Source organism: Paenibacillus sp. FSL H8-0283 (assembly GCF_045040675.1).
Lineage (GTDB): Bacteria > Bacillota > Bacilli > Paenibacillales > Paenibacillaceae > Paenibacillus > Paenibacillus amylolyticus.
The window spans coordinates 2,560,444-2,580,237 of record NZ_CP150295.1 but is presented as its reverse complement, the minus strand read 5'-3'; the positions used below and the strand labels follow the sequence as shown (position 1 = coordinate 2,580,237).

19 protein-coding genes are annotated in these 19,794 nt (G+C 45.1%); all 19 read right to left on the bottom strand.

Annotated features, from left to right (window positions below; genetic code table 11):
* Nucleotides 1-60: 60 nt before the first annotated feature.
* The 19 genes from MHI52_RS11715 to MHI52_RS11625 all read right to left on the bottom strand — a co-directional run bounded on the left by MHI52_RS11715 (nt 61) and on the right by MHI52_RS11625 (nt 19,772).
* Nucleotides 61-4,380, bottom strand: coding sequence for a PolC-type DNA polymerase III (locus MHI52_RS11715; protein WP_339286437.1), 4,320 nt, complete (start codon nt 4,378-4,380; stop codon nt 61-63).
* A gap of 382 nt (nt 4,381-4,762) precedes the next feature.
* Nucleotides 4,763-6,217: a proline--tRNA ligase gene (gene proS, locus MHI52_RS11710; RefSeq protein WP_074094579.1), complete on the bottom strand. Its 1,455-nt coding sequence runs from the start codon at nt 6,215-6,217 to the stop codon at nt 4,763-4,765.
* 62 nt (nt 6,218-6,279) lie between these two features.
* Nucleotides 6,280-7,551 carry an RIP metalloprotease RseP gene (gene rseP / locus MHI52_RS11705; protein ID WP_315371350.1) on the bottom strand — a complete coding sequence of 424 codons (1,272 nt, stop codon included), beginning with the start codon at nt 7,549-7,551 and terminating at the stop codon, nt 6,280-6,282.
* A 113-nt stretch (nt 7,552-7,664) separates the two neighbouring features.
* A complete protein-coding gene (locus MHI52_RS11700; protein ID WP_340982836.1) occupies nt 7,665-8,804 on the bottom strand; it encodes a 1-deoxy-D-xylulose-5-phosphate reductoisomerase in 1,140 nt (379 codons plus the stop codon).
* A 70-nt stretch (nt 8,805-8,874) separates the two neighbouring features.
* Nucleotides 8,875-9,669 (bottom strand): phosphatidate cytidylyltransferase, encoded by a 795-nt coding sequence (locus tag MHI52_RS11695; RefSeq protein ID WP_036670385.1) that lies wholly within the window; start codon nt 9,667-9,669, stop codon nt 8,875-8,877.
* Between the two features lie 16 nt (nt 9,670-9,685).
* Nucleotides 9,686-10,453 (bottom strand): isoprenyl transferase, encoded by a 768-nt coding sequence (locus MHI52_RS11690; protein ID WP_017689151.1) that lies wholly within the window; start codon nt 10,451-10,453, stop codon nt 9,686-9,688.
* A gap of 89 nt (nt 10,454-10,542) precedes the next feature.
* A complete protein-coding gene (frr, locus tag MHI52_RS11685; protein ID WP_405159048.1) occupies nt 10,543-11,097 on the bottom strand; it encodes a ribosome recycling factor in 555 nt (184 codons plus the stop codon).
* The gene (gene pyrH, locus MHI52_RS11680) at nt 11,097-11,825 is read right to left on the bottom strand and encodes a UMP kinase (protein ID WP_017689153.1); all 729 of its coding nucleotides are present in this window, start codon (nt 11,823-11,825) and stop codon (nt 11,097-11,099) included. Before pyrH ends, frr begins: the two co-directional genes overlap by 1 nt.
* A gap of 232 nt (nt 11,826-12,057) precedes the next feature.
* The gene (tsf, locus tag MHI52_RS11675; RefSeq protein WP_017689154.1) at nt 12,058-12,708 is read right to left on the bottom strand and encodes a translation elongation factor Ts; all 651 of its coding nucleotides are present in this window, start codon (nt 12,706-12,708) and stop codon (nt 12,058-12,060) included.
* Between the two features lie 115 nt (nt 12,709-12,823).
* The gene (rpsB, locus tag MHI52_RS11670) at nt 12,824-13,522 is read right to left on the bottom strand and encodes a 30S ribosomal protein S2 (RefSeq protein ID WP_017689155.1); all 699 of its coding nucleotides are present in this window, start codon (nt 13,520-13,522) and stop codon (nt 12,824-12,826) included.
* Nucleotides 13,523-13,818: 296 nt separating this feature from the next.
* Nucleotides 13,819-14,445: an endolytic transglycosylase MltG gene (locus MHI52_RS11665; protein WP_036609328.1), complete on the bottom strand. Its 627-nt coding sequence runs from the start codon at nt 14,443-14,445 to the stop codon at nt 13,819-13,821.
* A 3-nt stretch (nt 14,446-14,448) separates the two neighbouring features.
* Complete coding sequence (locus MHI52_RS11660; protein ID WP_405159047.1) at nt 14,449-15,033, bottom strand: hypothetical protein; 585 nt, start codon at nt 15,031-15,033, stop codon at nt 14,449-14,451.
* Between the two features lie 65 nt (nt 15,034-15,098).
* Entirely contained in the window at nt 15,099-15,413 is a 315-nt protein-coding gene (locus MHI52_RS11655) for a hypothetical protein (protein ID WP_405159046.1), read from the bottom strand.
* 52 nt (nt 15,414-15,465) lie between these two features.
* The gene (locus MHI52_RS11650; protein WP_076249810.1) at nt 15,466-16,875 is read right to left on the bottom strand and encodes a DUF342 domain-containing protein; all 1,410 of its coding nucleotides are present in this window, start codon (nt 16,873-16,875) and stop codon (nt 15,466-15,468) included.
* Nucleotides 16,876-16,937: 62 nt separating this feature from the next.
* On the bottom strand, nt 16,938-17,726 hold the full coding sequence (locus MHI52_RS11645) for a FliA/WhiG family RNA polymerase sigma factor (protein WP_017689160.1): 789 nt from the start codon (nt 17,724-17,726) through the stop codon (nt 16,938-16,940).
* A 6-nt stretch (nt 17,727-17,732) separates the two neighbouring features.
* Nucleotides 17,733-18,185 (bottom strand): hypothetical protein, encoded by a 453-nt coding sequence (locus MHI52_RS11640; protein WP_405159045.1) that lies wholly within the window; start codon nt 18,183-18,185, stop codon nt 17,733-17,735.
* Between the two features lie 4 nt (nt 18,186-18,189).
* On the bottom strand, nt 18,190-18,687 hold the full coding sequence (locus tag MHI52_RS11635; RefSeq protein ID WP_091031874.1) for a chemotaxis protein CheD: 498 nt from the start codon (nt 18,685-18,687) through the stop codon (nt 18,190-18,192).
* The gene (locus tag MHI52_RS11630; RefSeq protein ID WP_100529443.1) at nt 18,680-19,300 is read right to left on the bottom strand and encodes a chemotaxis protein CheC; all 621 of its coding nucleotides are present in this window, start codon (nt 19,298-19,300) and stop codon (nt 18,680-18,682) included. Before MHI52_RS11630 ends, MHI52_RS11635 begins: the two co-directional genes overlap by 8 nt.
* 10 nt (nt 19,301-19,310) lie before the next feature.
* Complete coding sequence (locus MHI52_RS11625; protein WP_036609340.1) at nt 19,311-19,772, bottom strand: chemotaxis protein CheW; 462 nt, start codon at nt 19,770-19,772, stop codon at nt 19,311-19,313.
* Nucleotides 19,773-19,794: the final 22 nt, after the last annotated feature.

The window sequence follows — 19,794 nt, the reverse complement described above, 5'->3', positions numbered from 1 at the left end:
ACTAATGAAGGAAAAATTACGTTCCCCCAACAATCGCTATGGTTAGATCCAAATTCAATCCTAGAAAAGGGAAAGCTGATTGCTCTCTGGCAAGCCACGGAAACATCCCATATTCGACAGGAGTTCAACAATGGTCTTACTTGCTTTCGACTTCTGCTGGAAGTCTTCCACCGACAGGAATTCACCATGATCTCTTGCCGCAGCGATATTGCGAGCAGCATTATCCCCGATTCCTGCCAAAGCTGAAAATGGAGGGATTAGTGTTTTTCCGTCAACGATGAACTTTGTCGCTTCCGAACGGTATAAGTCAATGGATTTCAGCGAGAATCCGCGTGCTGCCATTTCCAGACCCATTTCCAGAACAGGTAACATGTTTTTCTCTTTTGGAGGTGCCTGGAAACCTAATTGCTCAATTTCCGTAATTTTGCGATAGATCGCGTCATATCCCTGACACATCAGTTCGATATCAATCTCATCCGCCCGAACGGTAAAGTAAGTTGCGTAATATTCAATCGGATGATACAGCTTGAAGAACGCCGTACGTACTGCCGAAATAACATAAGCGGCCGCGTGAGCCTTCGGGAACATGTACTGGATTTTGAGACACGAATCAATGTACCATTGAGGCACTTTACAATTCTTCATCTCGTCAATCCATTCCTGTGGTAGGCCCCGTCCCTTACGAACACTCTCGGTAATCTTAAATGCCAGACTTGCGTCCATTCCCGTTTTATAGATCAGAAATAACATGATATCATCCCGACAACCAATTACCGTCTTAATGTTACACGTTCCGTTCTTAATCAGATCCTGAGCGTTTCCAAGCCATACCCCTGTACCATGGGACAATCCGGAAATCTGCAGTAAATCGGCAAAAGACGTCGGCTGGGATTCAACAAGCATCTGACGTACAAACTTCGTTCCCATCTCTGGCACGCCAAACGTCGCGACTGGCGACCTAATCTGTTCCGGTGTAACACCCAGAGCGTCGGTTGAGTTAAACATGCTCATGACTTTGGGATCATTCATCGGAATGGTCGTTGGATCGACCCCTGTCAAATCCTGTAACATCCGCATCATAGTTGGATCATCGTGCCCCAGAATATCAAGTTTCAGCAAGTTTTCTTCAAAAGCATGATAATCAAAGTGTGTGGTTTTCCACTCCGCATTAACGTCGTCAGCCGGAAACTGAACAGGTGTAACATCTTCGACCTCGATATAATCAGGTACTACGACAATACCGCCGGGATGCTGTCCAGTACTCCGTTTCACCCCAGTACAGCCAGAGGCCAAACGATTCAATTCAGCTCCACGCCATTTCTTCTGATGATGTTCCTCGTACTTCTTGGCAAAACCAAATGCTGTTTTCTCAGCCACCGTACCGATGGTCCCCGCACGGAAAACACTCTTCTCACTAAATAGTACTTTCGTATAGTTATGAGCATGAGGCTGATAATCACCAGAGAAGTTCAAGTCAATATCGGGAACTTTATCTCCCTTAAATCCAAGGAAGGTCTCAAACGGAATATCCTGGCCTTCTCCTTTAAGTGTGCCACCACAATCCGGACACTCTTTCTCTGGAAGGTCAAATCCACTCCGAACACTGCCGTCCAGGAACCACTCGCTGTGTTTGCATTCTGAATTCACACAAATATAATGAGCAGGTAGTGGATTAACCTCGGATATACCCAAAAATGTAGCAACAACAGAGGAGCCTACCGATCCCCGCGAACCTACGAGATAACCATCCTGATTCGATTTTTTAACCAAGCGTTCCGAGATCAGATAGTTGGCAGAAAAACCGTATTTAATAATTGGAATGAGCTCTTTTTCTAGTCGTGCCACGATTACTTCTGGTAATTCCTCGCCATAGATGGACTTTGCAGTGTCATAACAGGTATTACGGATTTCTTCGTCCGCACCTTCCAGAATCGGAGTAAACAGTTTGTCCGGGAATAACTTAATTTCCTCAAAACGATCAGATAACTCCACCGTATTTGTAACAACGACTTCGTAAGCTTTATCTTGGCCCAGGAACTGGAACTCTTCCAGCATTTCCTCTGTCGTTCTGAAATGTGCATCCGGTTTACGTTGATCTTTGAGTGGACTAAAACCTGTAATTCCGTGAATGGTGATATCCCTATATAACTTGTCACGCGGTTCCAAATAGTGCACGTTACCTGTGGCTATAACTGGTTTATTAAATTTTGCGCCTATATCAATGACTTTACGGATCGCTGTTTTGATTTCTTCGGGTGTAGCCACCAACCCTTTATCCACCAAATGCATATACATGGTAAGTGGTTGAATCTCCAGTATGTCATAAAACTCAGCGATCTCTTCCGCTTCTTCGAGCGATTTGTTAAGCACCGCTTCGAAAAACTCCCCTTTTTCACAGCCCGATATAATAACAAGGCCTTCACGCAAATTAATCAGTTTCGATTTGGGAATGCACGGTACCCGCTTGAAATGTTCCGTATGAGAGAGAGATACCAGCTTGTATAGATTTTTCTTACCGACATCATTCAATGCATAGATTCCACAATGGAAAGGTCTTGTATTCGACAAGTCGACACCTACATAATCGTTCAAGCGATCAAGCCTCGTTAAACCTTTCATCTGAGCAGCATCATTTAATAATCCGATCAGTATACCCGCGAGTGCAATCGTATCATCAATGGCACGGTGATGACTTTCAAGTCCAACCTTATATTTATCTGCCATCGTATTCAGACGGTGGTTCTTATTTTTTGGAAATAACAATCGCGCCAGTTCCAACGTGTCAAGGACAGGGTTAGGAAGCTCTGGCATTCCAATTTGCTTCAGGGAAGCCTGGATAAAGCCCATATCAAAACGTGCATTATGCGCAACAAGCACACCATCACCAGCAAACTGCACAAACTCACGAATGACAGGCTCCAGCTCAGGTGCGTCTTTTACCATGTCATCATTAATATTGGTCAACTGCTGAATGTTGTAGGGAATGCGTTCATGCGGATTCACAAATGTTGCAAACCGGTCGATTTCTTTACCATCTTGCATCTTCACTGCTGCAATCTCAATGATTTTGTTCTGTGTTACCGACAAACCTGTGGTCTCGATATCAAATACGATGTATGTTGCTGTTTGGAGATCCAATGGCTGAGGAGCCATTACAACGGCAACAGAGTCATTCACGACATTGGCCTCGAGGCCGTAGATCATTTTAATCCCGTTTTTCTTAGCAGCCTTGGAAGCCTCGGGATATACCTGCACCCCACCATGATCAGTGACTGCAATCGCCTTATGTCCCCACTCTGCTGCCATTTTCACGTATTTGTCGATTGAAGTTACAGCATCCATCGTACTCATCGTAGAGTGCAAATGGAACTCCACCCGCTTCTCTGGTGCATTATCTTTACGAGACGGGGGTGCTTTAACTTCAATCAGGTCCGATGGAATCATGGCCAGTTCAGGAATTTGCATAAACCGGTCATACTCTACACGACCACGCACTTTCACCCATTTACCGTTAGCCAGCAAACTAAGAATTTTAACGTCCTCTTTTGTTTTGGCAAACATCTTCATTTGCATGGAGTCCGTGAAGTCGGTCAGGTAGAAGGTAAACAACGTATTTCCGTTTCGCAGTTCTTTACGATCCAGACCAAAGACCGAACCTTGAAGCGTGACCTTTTTCTCTTCATCCTGGATTTCCTGCATGGGTACTGCAGGTTCCTTGATGTCATAACCCATTTGTAATCGCAGATCACCCTGCTCCTCATCCACCGGGATTTCTGTGTCCACTTCACTCATCATCTTCTCGATGACCTCAAGTTCTTCTACACGTTTTTGGGCTTGGAACTGTTCCATGGCCTCTTTATTGCTTCCCACTTCACCCACTTGCATCTTGATGCGAAGAGGTAGATGAAAGTATTTTTCATAGAATTTCGTAATAGCCTGATCAATCTGTTTCTTACGAGCCAATTCCATCGACGTTGCATCACTCATTGTCAGTTGTAGGAGATCCTCTTCACATTCAAAGGTTGTCCGGTTCATCCAACCATTTACAGATGGAATCTCACGGGTAACCCACTCCAGAAAGAGATTCCAATATTCACTGACGATATCACCATTTTGTACTTGGTCCGTGTATTTGAAGCCAAATGAAATTTTGGCGATATGATTCATTTTCTCTTGGATATGCAGGCAAAATGTGCGATAGATTGGAGCGGGTACCAACGTATCCTTTGCAATCAGAATATTCCAATCCCGATTACTTCGATTGGTCTCTACTTGTTCAATCCATCCATCCAAAAAATAGGGCTCTAACAGACCAGCCGGAAGCTCTGCCTGTTTCATCAACAACTCAAACCGTTTTCTTTTCTCCTCGAATCCGCTCATCGTGTTCCTCCTTGTACCCCCTTAAAGCATGAAAAGCCCCTGCATTCAAAAATGTCACCGATCCGAACTCGCACCGACTCATTTTATCCGACAGAAGCTCTCCATTCATTACTCTTACAGTCCGTACGTGCCATTATATACATTGAACAAAAAGATATTTACACTTACCACTCCGATAACAGAACAACCTTCCGATCGCTGTTACCCCCAGATTTTTTGATTCCCATTTACAAAGGGGAAAATCCGGGGATAAAGGCGCAGTGTATGCTTCCGATGTAGCTTTCTTTCAGAAAGCTTTTAGCTCCGCTTCTTCAGGTTATTTCTGTTCTCTACGTTCTCATGTAAATGTTTAGTTCAATGTATATAGTCAAGTGATCCTGACTTAGTATGCTCTTGCAAACACAACCGTGTGTTCTGCCTGTTCACCACAAGCCAGGCACGTATGCTTTTCTTCCGCAGGCTGGAACGGAATGTTCCGGCTTGTTGCACCTGTGACTTCTCTTACTTTATCTTCGCAAGTTTCCGAACCGCACCATCCGGCCAGTGTAAACCCGCGTTTATTTTCCATCAGTTCTTTCATCTCATCGAGTGTATCCACGGAGTAGAAGTTATCCGACATAAATGTGCGAGCACGCTCTAACATATCTACCTGGATCTGTGTCAGCATAGCCTGGATCTCTTCTACCAAGTTTGCTTGTTCTACCACTTTCTTCTCACCTGTGATCCGTGATACGAGTACACAAACGCCATTTTCCATATCACGTGGACCAATCTCCAGACGAATCGGAACACCGCGCATCTCGTATTCATTGAATTTCCAACCTGGGCGAACATCGCTGCGATCATCCATTTTCACACGGACTCCAGCTTTTTTCAACTCAGTGAACAACTCATCTGCACGCCCAACAACAGCATCACGTGTTTTAGGAGGTCCAATTGGAATCATGACCACTTGAGTAGGTGCGACTTTAGGAGGAAGTACGAGACCACGGTCATCTCCATGAACCATAATTAATGCACCGATCAAACGTGTGCTTACTCCCCATGAAGTAGTGTAAGCCAGCTCCAGCACATTATTCCGGCTAAGATACTGGATTTCAAATGCTTTTGCAAAGTTCGTCCCCATGTAGTGAGATGTACCTGCTTGTACTGCACGTCCATCCTTCATCATGGCTTCGATCGAGTAGGTATCCACCGCACCCGCAAACTTCTCGGACTTGGTTTTCTGACCCACAATTACAGGAATAGCCAAGTATTCCTCAACCACTTCACGATAAATCTCCAGCATTTTCATCGTTTCTTCACGTGCTTCTTCTTCCGTCTCATGCGCTGTATGACCTTCCTGCCACAGGAACTCACTTGTGCGAAGGAAAGGCAACGTTCTTTTTTCCCAACGAACTACGTTAGCCCACTGGTTGATCAGTACCGGAAGATCACGATAAGACTGAATCCACTTGGAATACATGTGACCAATAATCGTTTCGGATGTAGGACGGATTGCCAGACGTTCTTCCAGCTTCTCTCCGCCAGCTTCCGTTACCCATGGTAATTCAGGGTTAAAACCTTCCACGTGCTCTTTTTCCTTTTGAAAGAAGCTCTCAGGAATGAACATCGGGAAGTATGCGTTGCGATGACCCGTTTCCCGGAAACGACGATCCAACTCATCCTTAATATGTTCCCAGATTTCAAATCCGTCTGGTTTGAACACAATACAACCGCGTACGGGTGCATAGTCCATGAGATCAGCTTTTTTGATAACATCAATGTACCAGCGTGAGAAATCCTCACCCTGTGGTGTGATTTCAGTCACGAACTGTTTATCATTTTCCTTTGACATAAGACTCCAGCGTCCTCCCATAACGACTATCTCTGAATGTACAGAGCGTAGTCCAACCGTAATTATCCGTTAATTAAACGTAATATATCATTGTAAGTTACTGCCAGCATCAACACAAACAACATCGCAAATCCGACGAAATGCACCATGCCTTCGCGATTGGGATCAACAGGTCTGCCGCGCAGCGCTTCAATTCCCAAAAATACCAGACGACTGCCGTCCAGTGCAGGTATTGGTAGCAGGTTGAAAATCCCAAGGTAAAGACTCAAAATCGCTGCCCATCTCGTTAACTGTTCAATCCCTTGTTTAGCAATTTGTCCTGTCACTTCAAATGTGCGAACTGGACCACCGATATCATCCATGTTGAACTGATTGATCAGATGTTTAAATCCTTCAAATATTATTTTGGTTGTATCAACCATGGCCACGCCTGAGACTTTAAATGTCTCTACAAATCCAACAGATCGGGTTGGTAACGTAGGTACGATTCCCACTTTACCGCCCTCTTGTCCTTCTACAGCACGTGGAGTAATCGTTATATTAAACGTATCCGAACCCCGGCGCAGCGTCCATTCCATCGGCTTGTCTTTGGAATCGGCAATCATCGACACCATTTTTTGTGAATCCGTACCAATTGCAGTACCATTGATTGTTTCGATAATATCGCCCTTTTGCAGGTTTGCCTGATCGGCTGCCCCACCTTCAACCACTTCACCAATTACAAGATTTTTTGGATTTTCCACTGGAACTCCTGCCATCTGCGCATATACAGCAAACAGCACAAAGGCCAAGATAAAGTTCATGAGTGGGCCCGCAAAAATAGCCAATGCACGCTGTCCAACAGTTTTGCTGCCGAATTGACGATCTTTCGGTGCAATCTGCGTTTGTTTACCACGACTTACCAACATTGCTTGAGGATGAATACGATACTCCTGAATCTCTCCATCTACATCGAGTTGAAGCTTCAGCGCTCTCTCCATATCAATGGAGATGACTTCACCACGTATTACATTTTTACGGTTATCCAGCTGGTCCAGATAGATCATCTTCACCTGGTCATCCGCTGATCTTACCGCAATGGTCTGTCCTTCCTGGATCTCTACCAGTTCCGGATCTTCCCCTGCCATCCGTGCATATCCACCAAAAGGCAACAAACGCAATGTAAACTGGGTTTCGTTTCTTTTATATGAGAACAATTTGGGACCAAAACCGATCGCAAACTCCCGTACAAGAATACCGGCGCGTTTGGCAAAATAATAATGCCCCCATTCATGAACCGTCACGATGACAAAGAACATGAGCACCGTTAGAAATACCACTTGTATGGTTTCCAATCCCTATCCATCCTCCTTCACGGCACATACCGCAGTCTGTCCCTCTAGATTATCATTATTCTCTGATGCCGCACAAGAGAATCACTTCTTCCAATTTGTTATGAAAAAAGAGATTACAGACTCGCCGCAAGCTTACGGCTCTCCTGATCACAACGCGCGATCTCCTGCAGATCAGGCTCGTCCACATTGTGGTGTGCTTCCAGCACAGAAGCAATAATATCTTCTATTTTAAGGAATGAAATCTCTTTACGCAAGAAACGGGCTACAGCAACCTCGTTGGCTGCATTAAACGCCGTTGTTGCGGTTCCTCCCATTTTACCACACTCATACGCCATTCTTAAACACGGGAACCGTTCCATATCCATATCACGGAAATGTAATTTCCCAGCTTGAGCAAGAGACAGACGCTGTGCCGGTGATGGCAAGCGGTCAGGGTAAGTCAGTGCATATTGAATTGGAACTCGCATATCCGGATTCCCCAGTTGTGCGATGATGCTTGTGTCATCAAATTCCACATATGAATGAATAACACTCTCTGGGTGAAGCAATACATTAATCTGATCATATCGAAGACCAAATAACCAATGTGCTTCAATGACCTCAAGACCCTTGTTAACCATCGTTGCCGAGTCTATCGTGATTTTGGAGCCCATTGACCAATTCGGATGTTTAAGCGCATCCTCTATAGTCACGTTCTTCAACTGTTCACGGGTAAGATCACGGAATGATCCACCTGAAGCGGTGAGCGTGATGCCTGTCAGGCGTTCTCTGTTTTCACCATTTAAACATTGGAATATCGCAGAGTGCTCACTATCAACGGGCAGTAAAGAGACTCCTTTGGCAGCCGCTCTTGTCGTAACAATATGCCCCGCTGTAACCAATGTCTCCTTGTTAGCCAGTCCGATCTGTTTGCCTGCGTCTATGGCAGCCAGCGTTGACTCCAATCCAACACTGCCCACCACCGCTGTAACAACCGTATGCGCATCGGTTCCTGCCGCAACTTCTACGAGTCCTTCGTTGCCATAAAATAGTTGCGTTCCTGCTGGCAAATGTGGAGCTACCTTCTCCGCCAGTTCTTTGGACCCCACTGATACTTTCTTCGGCCGGTAACGTTTGGTTTGTTCGATCAGCAGGTCTGTATTGCCTCCGGCAGCCAGTCCCTCCACTTGAAAGAGTTCTGGATGCATGTCAACTACATCCAGTGTCTGGGTTCCAATGGAACCGGTTGACCCAAGAATCGCAATTTTTTTCATGCTGCACCTCATCTTTAATTATCCAATGCCTACGGCGAACAATGCTGTTATCTCAGACTCATGTTCTTCTTTAGTAGGGCAGTAGCATTAGTATATGTACGAATGGAAAAACAACAATCCAGCTGTCGCACCGATCAAGAATGCCTCCATGCCCTGGGAGAAGACTGCCTGAATCCTTGATATTATATACACGTTTGTATGCAGACTGGATCAAGTCACCCATCTGACCTACAACTGCACAGGCAATTCCGATCACAATCGCTCTCTGCCAGGAAAGCAAACCATCTGATACTAATGCAAAAATAACAGAAGTAACAATTGCAATTACGATGCCACCCAGTGCGCCCTCTATAGTCTTGTTTGGACTGATGGAAGGCCACAGTTTGTTTTTACCAATGAGTTTCCCTACAAAATAAGCTCCTGCATCACTGGCCCATATGGAGCCCAGCAACAGGAACGTCCAGAACAACCCATGATGCAGATGTCTGGATTCTGCAATGTAATAGAAACCGATCCCTATATACAACACGCCGAGGAAAAGCATGGCCACTGTATTCACGGGAACCTTATTTTTGGTGACAACCGAAGCTGTCATCAGTACAAGCATTACTATCCAGATGACCTGAAATAAGGATAGCGGTCTTGCCTCCCAAAACATTTCCCAAGGAAACACAATGGCAAACACACCAGCATATCCAATCAGGGCCACACCTGAAAAAGGCATCACCCCGGTCATTTTAACAAATTCATAATAACCGATGAGAGCCATAAGCAATACCAAACCATGGTACCAGGGTCCGCCCAGCATGCAAAAACCTAAAAACAACACACCTGCTATGATTCCTGTCGTTAGTCGCTGTTTCAACGGCTTCATCCTCCATCTATTTCAAACCGCCGTAACGCCTTGTTCTGCGCTGATATTCGGCTACTGCTTCAAGCAAATGCTTTTTGCCAAATTCGGGCCAGTATATATCCGTAAACCATAATTCACTATATGCAAGCTGCCAAAGCATAAAGTTGCTTAATCTCAACTCTCCGCTCGTCCGGATCAGCAGATCCGGATCAGGCATGTCAACCGTCAGCATATGTCTATCAATGAGTTCAGGTGTTATGTCCTCTGCCGATAGTTCCCCCGATTTCACCTGCAGAGCGATCTGTTTAACACAGTCCGTCATTTCACGACGACTTCCATAGTTCATTGCAAAGTTCAAAACGAGACCTGTATTATGTTCCGTAAGACGAATGGCTTCCCGCAAGGCATTAATGGTATGAGAAGGTAAATGTTCCTCTTGACCCATCATGCGAATGCGCACATTTTTTTCTATAAGTTCATCCAGCTCTATGGCTAGAAATTCTTGCGGAAGTCGCATCAGAAAATCCACTTCTTCTTTTGGACGCGTCCAGTTTTCTGTCGAAAAAGCGTACATCGTCAGATATTTGATGCCCAGTTCATCCGCCGCGATGGTCGCACGTTTGACCGCCTTCATGCCATTTTGGTGCCCGGCTATACGCGGGAGTCCCAAACGTTTGGCCCATCGTCCATTGCCGTCCATGATGATGGCGACGTGCTGCGGGATATTGTCCTCGGATATAGTCAGCGTTTCCTGCTTGTCAGCCCCATTCCACCACGACCGAACCCGTTTGATCATTCCTGTTCCTCCAAAATCCCTGAAGTTTCTTTATCTGAAGCTTGGAAAAAGAGACAAAACCCCACCGTATTGGAGGGGCTGCGCTTGTCTTACACTTCCATGATTTCTTTTTCTTTGGCAGCGAGTACCTTATCGACTTCAGCAATAAACTTGTCGGTCGATTTTTGGATATCATCTTGATGTCTCCGGGATTCATCCTCAGAAATATCTGACTTTTCCAGTTTCTTGATGTCATCATTCGCATCACGGCGAATGTTACGAATCGCTACTTTACCTTCTTCACCGAACCTCTTCGTCAGCTTAACAAGTTCCGCTCTACGTTCTTCCGTCAATGCCGGAATAGACAAACGGATCATGCTACCATCATTGGCTGGAGTAAGACCCAGATCCGATTTCATGATGGCACGCTCAATGTCACCCATGGAGGATTTGTCCCAAGGCTGAATCATCAGTGTACGGGAATCCGGAGTACTGATATTAGCGAGTTGATTCAATGGCGTCATTGCCCCATAATACTCTACCTGAATTCGGTCCAGAAGAGCTGGAGTTGCGCGGCCTGCACGCAAAGTAGCCAGATCACGACGCAATGCTTGAATTGCTTTTTCCATACGCTCTTCGGCATGTTGTTTAACCGCTTGTGGCATTAATCTACACTCCCTTTAACGATTGTTCCGATACGTTCGCCCAGAACAACACGTTTGATGTTACCTTGTTCCGTAATGGCAAATACGATCAACGGAATGTTGTTGTCCTTACAAAGCGAGGATGCCGTCGAATCCATTACACCAAGGTCTTTGTTAAGAATATCCATGTAAGTCAACTGATCAAATTTCACAGCTGTACTGTCCTTAAACGGATCTGCTGAGTATACACCATCAACTTTATTTTTGGCCATCAAGATAACTTCTGCTTCAATCTCCGCTGCGCGCAGTGCTGCTGTTGTATCCGTGGAAAAGAACGGGTTACCTGTACCTGCTGCAAAAATAACGACCCGGCCTTTCTCCAGATGGCGAATAGCTCTACGACGAATATAAGGCTCTGCAATCTGTTGCATTGCAATAGATGTCTGTACACGCGTAGGCACTTCAATCTGTTCCAAAGCATCTTGCAGTGCCAGCGAGTTCATTACTGTCGCCAGCATACCCATATAATCGGCAGTTGCACGATCGATGCCGTTTTCGCTACCGGCAATTCCACGCCAGATGTTTCCGCCGCCACATACAATAGCAACCTGTACACCAAGTGCAACAACCTCTTTTACCTGTTGGGCAATCGACGAGATCGTATCTGCATCAATACCGTAGCCGTTTTGACCGGAAAGAGACTCTCCGCTGACCTTTAAGACAACACGTTTAAATACTGGCTGTTCCAATTATTCACCCTCCACTTTGAATCGAACACGCTTGGTGTTCAACCAACAAAACTTCTCGCGCATGGCCTCCTGCTTAAAAAGAAAGGAACACAGTTGTGTTCCGCTCTTTTAGGAAAAACGTTTAACCGGTAAGTCACTGTTTTCCTGAGATATAAGGGAGTTTACGCTTCGAAGTTTCATCATTCTTATATCTTCGAAAATCAATTCTGCTCGCCGGTCTATAGAAACCGTCTTATTTGTTTACTTGGGACATTACTTCTTCTACAAAGTTGTCTACTTTTTTCTCAAGACCTTCACCCAGTTCGTAACGAACGAAACGACGGATGGAGATGTTTTCACCAATTTGGCTGATTTTTTCGTTCAGCAATTGGGAAATCGTTTTGTCTGGATCTTTAACGAAAGTTTGTTCCATCAGGCAGTACTCTTCGTAGTATTTACCGATACGGCCTTCAACCATTTTTTCAATGATTTTCTCTGGTTTGCCTTCGTTAAGAGCTTGAGCTTTCAGGATTTCTTTTTCTTTTTCCAGCTCATCTGTAGGAACTTCTTCGCGTTTAACGAATTTAGGATTAGCTGCAGCGATTTGCATAGCTACATCTTTAACGAAATCCTTAAATTGATCCGTTTTACCAACGAAGTCAGTTTCACAGTTAACTTCAACCAAGACACCAATGCGTCCACCAGCGTGGATGTAAGATTCTACAACGCCTTCAGTTGCTGCACGGCCTGCTTTGCTTGCTGCTGCAGAAAGACCTTTCTCACGCAACAATTCAGCCGCTTTTGTTACATCACCGTTTGCTTCTTCCAGTGCTTTTTTGCAATCGAGCATACCAGCGCCCGTTCTTTCGCGAAGTTCTTTTACTGCACTCGCATTAACTGCCATTATAAATTCCCTCCAACATTAAGTATTGTACGTTCACTCTAAAAAAAGGGCAGTGAGAGGTTATCCACCTGCCAACCACCCTTTTAATTTAGTTTATAACATATGTTCGAATCTATTAAGCGGAAGTTTCTTCGCCTTGGTTAGCTTCGATTACAGCATCAGCCATTTTACCTGTCAGCAATTTAACAGCGCGGATCGCGTCGTCATTACCTGGGATAACATAATCGATCTCATCCGGATCGCAGTTAGTATCAACGATACCTACAATTGGGATACCCAATTTGCGAGCTTCCGCAACAGCGATACGCTCTTTGCGTGGATCGATGATGAACAGGGCGCTTGGCAGGCCTTTCATATTTTTAATACCGCCCAAGAATTTCTCCAGACGATCTTTTTCTTTGCGAAGCAAGATTACTTCTTTTTTAGGCAATACAGCGAATGTACCGTCTTCTTCCCAAGCTTCCAACTGTTTCAAACGATCAATACGTTTTTGAATAGTTTGGAAGTTAGTCAGGGTACCGCCGAGCCAGCGTTGGTTAATGTAGAATTGACCAGCACGTTCAGCTTCTTCTTTAACGGAATCTTGAGCTTGTTTCTTAGTGCCCACGAAAAGAATTTTACCATTCTCTCCTGCGATTCCTTTAACGAAATTGTAAGCCTCTTCGACTTTTTTCACCGTTTTTTGCAAATCGATGATGTAAATTCCGTTTCTTTCAGTGAAGATATAACGATCCATTTTTGGGTTCCAACGACGAGTTTGGTGACCGAAGTGTACCCCAGCTTCGAGAAGCTGCTTCATGGAGATTACTGCCATCTTCACACACCTCCTAATATGGTTTTTATTGTGTCCTCCGCCGGCATCATTTTTCGCCAAGACTCTCCATAAGGAAAGCACCCTCAACAAAATTAGCACATGCGTGTGTTTTAACACCGTTATCTAATATAGCATAACTGACTGTCCGATGCAACAGTCTTTGAAGCTAAAATCTACTTTTCGTTTTTTGCTAGTATCGAATCATTTTAAACTTGATATGTAACTCAGGCGCTAATTATTATCAAGCTTTGAAAATGTACCGTTTAATACGCAAAAACCGTCCTGTCCGAGCATGCTCAGTTTGACGGTTCTTTCGTGATTTTTGCGATAATGGATTTGAAACTTTCGCCTTTTTCAAGCGCATAGGTACCCACCTGGATTTTGGTATTGATTCGCTCAGCCTTGCCAGCCTTTATGAATGCTTGAGCATCATCTACGATTCCCGCAGTTTTTAGGTTTGCTGCAACGATCGCCAGACTATTGCCTGAACGTACTTTGAATGATACTGTTGCGCCTTTCGGATTGCTCGGCGTTACAGGTTCTGTTGTTTTCGGCTCAGTTATCTCTTTCTGCCCTTCAACTTCACTTGTAGCAGGCTCTTGTGGCTTCTCAGGCTCGGTAGGTGTTTCCGTAGAGGTTGCTGTCTCTGGCGGTGTTGCTGTACTCCCCTGCAACTCACTGCTCTCCTGCTTTTTCTTTGCCACCCACTCTGCTTCTGTGTATAGTTCCTCTTCAGAACCGACCAACTTCATATCCAAGGTTTTCGCGGCCGTTTCAAGCTGTTCTTTGGTCATATTGGCAGTCTGCTCGGGGTCCAGATTACTATCCGACAATGCATTTTGTCCAACTGTGGCCAGTTGAAGCAAAACCGCACCAATAATCATGCCGCTCCCCAGACCAATCCATAAGGATCGCTTGTCCATGACTTAGCTTTCCTCCCGTTCTGCAAGTTGCAGTATTAACTGTACCTCACCACGCTGAATGCCTGTCTGCTTGGATATGGCATCCATCGACTTACCTTCAGCATGTAGATTAAAGAGTTCCGCATATCGATCTTTAATCGACTCACGCCCAGGCAAAGATTCGACTTCACTGGTCTGTAGGTCTGCTTCTAACGCCTGCTGGGCCGCCTCTGCTTGTACACTTTTCACGAGCGCTTGTGCTTGCAAACCTTCGGAAGATTGTACGGATACATTACCGGAGTGTGAAACAGGTGATGCGACAGGTTCATTCTTTTTGCTTTGTTCCAGCTGATCCAACCGCTGCTGTAATTCCTGAAGTTGCATTTGCATACGTTGATCGGCTGCTGTCGCTTCTCCCTTCATTTCAGCCACACGTTGAATAAGAGCATCATTATCATTTTCGATCTCGGTCATGTAGTGTTCAAGCGTAGATTCCATCTCCTGCACCAGTTGATGCCCAGGCTCTTGCGCCTTGTTTTTCCGAGGCATAATACAAGCGTAGGCGATGGCGCAGGCCCCTAATATGACAATAATGATCCATGGTGACAAATTGGGTTCTCTCCTTCTGATTCAACCATCGGTGCGCAAGACTGCATGTCCATAACAACCATTTATTATAAAGACAGATCTATGTGTTTTCCCTTGTAAGGGTGCTCTGCAGGTTTGACAGTTTCTAGAGCCTGAGCCGTCTCCTGTCCATCGGAACCACTCTGCTGATCCCCATCATGGTTATGACCATCACGCACCGAAGTCTGTGAAGTTTCGTCCATTGCTTCACTTCGTTGCCTTGCTTCATTTGCTTCTTTCGACGTTTGCTCTGCCAAAAGATTCTGATCCGTAATCGGTCGCTGCTGGGCTTCACTTTGATAACGTCCCGCTTCACTTGTTCGTGGTACCGCAATCTGCAACTCCACTGCTTTGAAACTCATACGCTCACCTCACGGTTTCGAATGGATTTCTTCCTGTGCCTGAATGCTGTACTTAAACGTATGGAACCATCGTAATATCACCATCGTGATAATAAAATGAAATTCGACTCACTGGATCTTTAATAAATTTCGTGTATCTGCCGATAACTATTTTAGAGCCTCCATAAATCATCTTCAGAATATCAACACGAGCATTACTTGTATCTTCAAGTGCCTTTTCAATTTCAAAGATACGCATTTTCGTTTCTTCACTTATACGAAGAGCAGATTTCTGCGTAGCATTCAGCTTGATTCGCATCGACATCTTATCTGGAGTTAGTTGTCCAGCGGCAGCTAATTGATCCAGCAATGTCAAAGCTTTCTTCGTTTTGTCCAAGGAATCCATCTGCTCTCTGACTTCCTTGCGCAAATCATTGAGTTCGTTACGCAGCTTTGGTAGCACACCAACTTCAATGGAAGTGACCGTGGACATGCTGTTGCCCACAACACGCGCTGAGACGTTCTGACCAGCCTGGATCGAGCCACCAACAATAAGACCCTTGGTTCCCGCACAGATGACACCGTGGCCAGCACGAATATTAGAATGCATAATACTTTGGGAAACCAGAACATCTTCACCGGCATCTACGTTGCCTTCTTGAATGAAAGTACATTTAACATTATGGCCTGCTTGTACCAGTCCTTTGTTATAACCAATAATACCACCGGTAATTTCGATTGAGCCGCCTGCTTCCAGTTCAGCTCCTTCGACACCTCCGACGACACGAATGTCCCCTGCTGCTTTTACTTTAAATCCGGTAAGTACATTGCCTCGTATGACAACTGTGCCTACAAAGTCGATATTACCGTTATTGTAGTCAACGTCACCATTGACTTCATAAACCGGAAACACATTCAGTTTGTTACCGTCCGTTTTGGTAACCAGCCCATCCAGTGCAGCATACATCGCAGAACCATCCGGGTTAATCACAACGTTTTTCCCAACTTTAAACCGAGCTTCTTTTCCCGGACGATAAGGAATTTCCTCACCCGTTACTGCCCTGCCTGGTATGCCATCGCTAGGAGCGATCCGCTCTGCAATGATCTGACCACTACGGACATTGTTTAATCGGGTCACTTCTTTGTAATCGACAGTTCCATCTTCCGATTCCAGTGGTCGTCGTTCATTCGTATCGTCCATTCCAACCAGGACCTTGATGAAGCCATCTGTTCCTTGAATGGGAGCGACACCTTCTGCAATCTTATATTTATCTTTCAAATAGGTTTCAGGGTTGTTCACAAAAAGTAATAGTGCCTCTCGCGATACACCTTGTTTGATGCCCTTGTTTGCCACAAATTGTTCAAGTTCATCGATCGTGCAGGCAAAGCCTTCTTCCTCTTTGGAAAATTCAAGGTAGGCTGTGCATTTGTCGTCCGATAAAACAATGTTTAAACATTGTTCCAAAGCAGTCCGCTGTGTCACCGCAATTCTTCCCCCTTTTAGACTTTCCACTCCCCAAACTCCAGTGATATTACTTCTCTCTATTAATCTTTACGCATCAACAAATCTTTCTGTTTGTCCAACGTGCCGCGTAATCGTAATATTGCCTTGGAATGTAACTGGGATATACGAGACGGAGAAAGAGACATAACCTCAGCAATTTCACTAAGAGAAAGATCTTCGTAATACAAGAGTGAAACAACCGTTCTCTCTTTTACCGTCAACTTGTCAAGCCCTTGCACCAAAGCTTCCTTCAAATAAAACTCATTCACTTTATAATCCGGATTTTTGGCTTTCTCATCCACCATCAAAGACAGACGAGTCTCAGACTCTTCCTCACGAATTGGGTCCTCCAACGAGCAAAGTGACATGACTGCCACTTCCTGAAGCATATGTTGAAAGTCTTTAGTGGATACGTCCAAGTACTCGCTCATTTCCTCATCACTAACAGACCTGAGGTAACTTTGTTCCAGCTGTTGGTAGGCGTCTTCAATTCGCTTGGCCTTCTCACGCACAGAACGCGGAACCCAATCACCTTGACGCAGACCGTCAAGAATGGCTCCGCGGACCCTCCATGATGCATAAGTTTCAAATTGCAGACCACGTTCATAGTCGAACTTCTCCAATGCATCAATTAACCCCATAACGCCATTGCTCTCCAAGTCATCCTTGGGAACATTTTTGGGTAAACCAACAGCCAGTCGACCGGATACATAATTTACAATATGAAGATACTTTTCAATCAACGTTTTCTTGGCTTCAAGATCTCCATGTTCTTTCCACTTTTCCCACAGATCTGAATGGTTCAAATGTGAAGCTTTACGCTCGTTCAATTACTTTCACCCTCCTTGTTTGTCTGTCAGGTGACGAACGGCCTGCGCCAATTCCTCCGGATCCTTGGTCCGGACAAGTTTAGGCGGATCCAAAGGGGCGAATCCCGTTGGAGCTTTCGTCTCAGATGGCGGAAGATCGTCCCCAGATGAAGCGTTCTGTCCACTCTTGAGCAAATCATTCAGCTCTTGTCCATCGTCTTCGATTTTAATGTCCACCTGTGAACCTCTTTGATCTCGAGCACTTGGTGAATCATAACCATACCCATTTCCCTCGATCTGAGGGTTCAGCAGCAATCCCAATCCCCAGCGTAAACCATATGCAAGGACAAACCAGGCTACGAATCCGATCAATCCGCGAATTAAACTGGTCGTCAGCACATTGCTGCTGTATGCTACAAAAAAAGTAAGAATAAACCCAACGATGCCTGCTCCAAGATTAATGCGGTAGTTTCCTATCATAGTCTTATAGTTCCTTTACACCCATTTGTACGCTTCGAATAGTCAAAAGTCCAGTTTCACAATCCATCTCAATCGTTCGTCCATAATTCCCACCCGTATCTTCTGCTAGAAGAGGGATATTGAGTTTTTGAAGCCACTCTCGACAAGAATCTGCATTCCTTGGTCCAATACGCATTGTATCTCCAGCGCCAGCAAAGGCAAACATCTGAGAGCCTCCGGCCATTTTAGACACAATACGTGAGCGAGAAGCGCCTAGTTTAATCATCTTTTCCAAAAGCTCAGGCAACGCCGTGTCCGCATATTTCGCAGTGTTCAGTTTCCCTTCACGGGCGATCTCTGAAGTAGGAAGCATGACATGCGCCATTCCAGCCAGCTTCAAATGTGGGTCATACATTGTTAATCCCACACACGAACCCAAGCCAGTCGTACGGATTACACCAGGAAGATGAGCGATGTTTAAATCCGCCATACCGACTTTAACGACGCTTTTGTCCTCAATCATAGCTCAGTGGCACCCCTAGCGATTCAAATATCTTTGCAAAGGATGGTGGATCCGGAATGAGGAAAAACTGACCCTCAACTTGATCTTCACCTTCAAAGAAAGATGTGTCAATCAACAATGCAGCGTCACCCATCTCGCCAAATTGCAGCAAGCCATAACTTAGAATGGCACCTGCCATGTCGATGGCAAGTCCAGGGACAGTTGGATACATAGACAACTTCGTGAAATCTGCCAGAGAAGAAAGATAGGATCCAGCCAAAATATTTCCAATCTCGGAAAGCGCTGATTGTTCCATATCTGTAAAATCAAGTCCTTCTTTCAGATCAAACCCGGCAAGTCTATTTAACAACATTTTAGCAGCCTCTGGTGTCATCATAAAGAAAAGATTTCCCGGTGCCTCGCCTTCTACACGAAGAAACACGGTAACCACGATGCGTTCATCTCCGCCCACTTTTTCGGCAACTTCTTCAAAAGGGAGCATTTGTACTGTAGGTACACCCATGTCAATCGGTCTGTTGAGGAGTTGAGACAACGCCGTTGCGGCGTTGCCTGCTCCAATGTTACCGACCTCTTTGAGCACATCCATCTGGAATACCTCAAATCGGTTGAACATCTCCACGGTACTAGCCCTCAACACTTTCCAGCTGTACAATCTCGCTTTTATTTAATACTTCGTTTAGGTTGAGCATGATCAACAAGCGTGAATCTTCCAATTTAGCAACACCTCGCAGGTATCTCGCTTTGACGCCGCCAACCACTTCTGGTGGGCTATCGATCGCACTGCTCTTGATATCAATAACATCATTGGCAGAATCTACGATAAAGCCAACTTGCATGTCGTCTACACCTACGATAACAATACGAGTCTGATCCGTGTATTCCGTTTCCGGAAGGGAGAAACGACCGCGTAGATCAATGACCGGAATTACAACACCGCGTAGATTAATAACTCCTTTTACAAAGGAAAGTGTCTTGGGAACACGGGTAATTGGCATCATGCGCTCAATCGTCTGAACCTTGTCTACCTCAATACCATACTCTTCGGAACCCAATTTAAAGACGATGACTTTCAACTCTTCTTCCATGTAAAAAACCTCCCTATTAAAT

Excerpts from the sequence above, each read along its gene's own strand:
- MHI52_RS11715 (WP_339286437.1), bottom strand. The coding sequence starts at position 4,380 with ATGAGCGGATTCGAGGAGAAAAGAAAACGGTTTGAGTTGTTGATGAAA.
- proS (WP_074094579.1), bottom strand. The coding sequence starts at position 6,217 with ATGTCAAAGGAAAATGATAAACAGTTCGTGACTGAAATCACACCACAG.
- MHI52_RS11700 (WP_340982836.1), bottom strand. The coding sequence starts at position 8,804 with ATGAAAAAAATTGCGATTCTTGGGTCAACCGGTTCCATTGGAACCCAG.
- MHI52_RS11690 (WP_017689151.1), bottom strand. The coding sequence starts at position 10,453 with ATGATCAAACGGGTTCGGTCGTGGTGGAATGGGGCTGACAAGCAGGAA.
- frr (WP_405159048.1), bottom strand. The coding sequence starts at position 11,097 with ATGCCACAAGCGGTTAAACAACATGCCGAAGAGCGTATGGAAAAAGCA.
- tsf (WP_017689154.1), bottom strand. The coding sequence starts at position 12,708 with ATGGCAGTTAATGCGAGTGCAGTAAAAGAACTTCGCGAAAGAACGGGC.
- rpsB (WP_017689155.1), bottom strand. The coding sequence starts at position 13,522 with ATGGCAGTAATCTCCATGAAGCAGCTTCTCGAAGCTGGGGTACACTTC.
- MHI52_RS11665 (WP_036609328.1), bottom strand. The coding sequence starts at position 14,445 with ATGGACAAGCGATCCTTATGGATTGGTCTGGGGAGCGGCATGATTATT.
- MHI52_RS11655 (WP_405159046.1), bottom strand. The coding sequence starts at position 15,413 with ATGAGTTTCAAAGCAGTGGAGTTGCAGATTGCGGTACCACGAACAAGT.
- MHI52_RS11640 (WP_405159045.1), bottom strand. The coding sequence starts at position 18,185 with ATGATAGGAAACTACCGCATTAATCTTGGAGCAGGCATCGTTGGGTTT.
- MHI52_RS11635 (WP_091031874.1), bottom strand. The coding sequence starts at position 18,687 with ATGATTGAGGACAAAAGCGTCGTTAAAGTCGGTATGGCGGATTTAAAC.
- MHI52_RS11630 (WP_100529443.1), bottom strand. The coding sequence starts at position 19,300 with ATGTTCAACCGATTTGAGGTATTCCAGATGGATGTGCTCAAAGAGGTC.
- MHI52_RS11625 (WP_036609340.1), bottom strand. The coding sequence starts at position 19,772 with ATGGAAGAAGAGTTGAAAGTCATCGTCTTTAAATTGGGTTCCGAAGAG.